The sequence below is a fragment of the Pseudoalteromonas sp. SR45-5 genome (assembly GCF_014163565.1).
Lineage (GTDB): Bacteria > Pseudomonadota > Gammaproteobacteria > Enterobacterales > Alteromonadaceae > Pseudoalteromonas > Pseudoalteromonas distincta.
In genome coordinates this window covers 1-2,301 of the sequence record NZ_JACJDN010000626.1, presented here as the reverse complement: position 1 = coordinate 2,301, position 2,301 = coordinate 1, and the positions used below count along the sequence as shown (strand labels likewise).

General features: G+C 35.0%; 2 protein-coding genes. One reads left to right on the top strand and one right to left on the bottom strand.

Features of this window, described 5'->3' with window-relative positions; all coding sequences use genetic code 11:
* The first annotated feature begins 38 nt into the window (after positions 1 to 38).
* Positions 39 to 863 carry an alpha/beta fold hydrolase gene (locus H5072_RS17275; RefSeq protein ID WP_170070910.1) on the top strand — a complete coding sequence of 275 codons (825 nt, stop codon included), beginning with the start codon at positions 39 to 41 and terminating at the stop codon, positions 861 to 863.
* A gap of 433 nt (positions 864 to 1,296) precedes the next feature.
* Here H5072_RS17275 and H5072_RS17270 read toward each other — a convergent pair whose 3' ends face one another.
* The gene (locus H5072_RS17270; RefSeq protein ID WP_002960874.1) at positions 1,297 to 2,256 is read right to left on the bottom strand and encodes a sugar-binding transcriptional regulator; all 960 of its coding nucleotides are present in this window, start codon (positions 2,254 to 2,256) and stop codon (positions 1,297 to 1,299) included.
* Between the last annotated feature and the right edge of the window lie 45 nt (positions 2,257 to 2,301).

Genomic DNA, 2,301 nt, shown 5'->3' with positions numbered 1-2,301 from the left:
TTAAACATTATAATTTTTAAAGTTAACGAGGCAAAATTATGAGCAAAACACAGTACGTTACAGTAGAAGGTCATCAAATTGCTTATCAAGAAATGGGACAAGGCACACCTTTATTATTAATACATGGCATACCAACTAACAAATTTTTATGGCGAAATGTGATGCCCAAACTCGCATCAGAACATCGAGTAATAGCGCCTGATTTACTAAACTTTGGTGAGTCAGATATGCCAATTAACACCGATGTATCTATAAATGCGCAATGTAGAATAATGTGTAAGTTTATGGAAGAACTCGGTATTTCTAAAGTTAATATTGCTGCACATGATATTGGTGGTGGTGTTGCTCAATTAATGGCGGTAAATCATCCTGATAAAGTAAACGGATTAGTTTTAATAGATAGTGTATGTTTTGATTCTTGGCCAATACCAGAATTTGAACCTTTGCTAGAACCTGGTGTAGAAGAAAAGACAAGTGTAGCTGAATTTGTTGATACATTAAGAGATTTCATGCCTAAAGGTGTATATGATTCTAGCGTAATGACTGAAGAGTTAATGGAAATATACTTAAAACCATGGAGCAACGAGCAAGGAAAAGCCGCTTTATTTAGTAACATGCGCAGACTCAATAAAGAATATACACAAGCTATTGCAGGCGATCTTAAAAGCTTACCTCATGAAGCACTCATATTATGGGGTGAAGAAGACAAATTTCAAAAGCCAAAATATGCGCCAATGTTAGAAGAAGCAATTCCAAATTCATCATTGGTTTGGATAGATAAAGCCGCACATTGGGTTGTTGATGAGTATCCAGATAAAGTATCTGAGCTTATTAGTGAATTTATGAATGATAAAAAATTCTAAAGTCTCAGCAAGTAGATCAGTAGGATAGTTGAAAAGCCATTAAATTCAACATCTTGAATTTTACTGGATGAAATATCTACTAGGAAGTTATTGTTAATACCGCTTGGATATATTAATAACCAAGCGGTATTTTTATATGTTCAAGAAGCTAATAGCGTAAATGGGAAAAACATTAACTATTAAGATAAGTAGGTTAATGCTTATTAAATAGTCAAAATATCGCGTTTATACGTTAATTAATGAAGGTGAGTAACTTGGTTATGTATTTATTTAATCTATTTAACATAATATAAATTATAGGTAGTTAATGTATATATAGAAAGAGCGCTTAAATGCGCCCTTACTATGTCCAATACTAGACGGTATCGGACATTAAGTGATTTTATTACAATAACAGGTATTACTGAAACAGATACTTTATTTCTCAATTTGTTTAATCAATACTTAATAAACGCTCAGCTGTATATTCGTTAGTGATTAATCCACTGATCATGTTTGACCTTACCGCGCCCAAAATGGCTAACACTTTTTCTTCACCAGCAGCTATCGCATAAATCTGTTTGTTAGCATTTGTTTTTAATGGCGTACTTGCTACACGCTGATTAACTGTGCAATCTAAAAGCTTACCGTTTTTATCAAACACCCAACTAATCATTTCACCAACAGCACCAAGATCTTGTAGCTCTTTAAGTTCTTGCGCATCAATAAAACCATCTATATGTAATGGCGACTTTTCACCTAAGCTACCAATACCCACAAATGTTACATCGGCATCTTTAGCGAGTTTTAAATTACCGGTAATATTTTGTTGTGCGTGTAATTGTTCTTTTTCTTCAATGCTTCTTGGTAAAACTGGCAATGGCATTGGATAATGTTTTGCATTGGTGTGTTCGGCCATTCTTACTACAACATCATAAGGTGAAGCCGATCCATCCAAAGCCATATTGCCTAGCATTGCTACAATTTTATGTTGCGGACAATCAACGGTTCTTAGCTCATCTACACATGAACGTAAAACTCGACCGGTTCCCATAGCAAGTACTTTGGGTTGTTCTGATTTTAAATGACGTTCTATTTCTGCCGCGCCAGCTTGAGCCAAACCTAATGTAGATGAAGGTTCAGATGGATCGCTCGGTACAACTTCACACGAATCTAACCCAAAACGGCTTTTTAATTTTTCGGCCAAATCCATACATTTAGCAATCGGGTGGTCAAGTCTAACTTTAATTAATCCTTGGCTCACAGATAATGCGACCATTCTTTGTGCAGATTGACGAGATATATTTAGCTTTTTGGCAATTTCATCTTGTGTGTTACCGCCAACATAATATAACCACCCTGCTCTGGCTGCATCATCTAGTTTTCTAATTTCTGTATTTGATAGCTTTACCACGTAAACCTCTTAAAATAGAAGGAAAACTAAGTCCTTATTTTCATT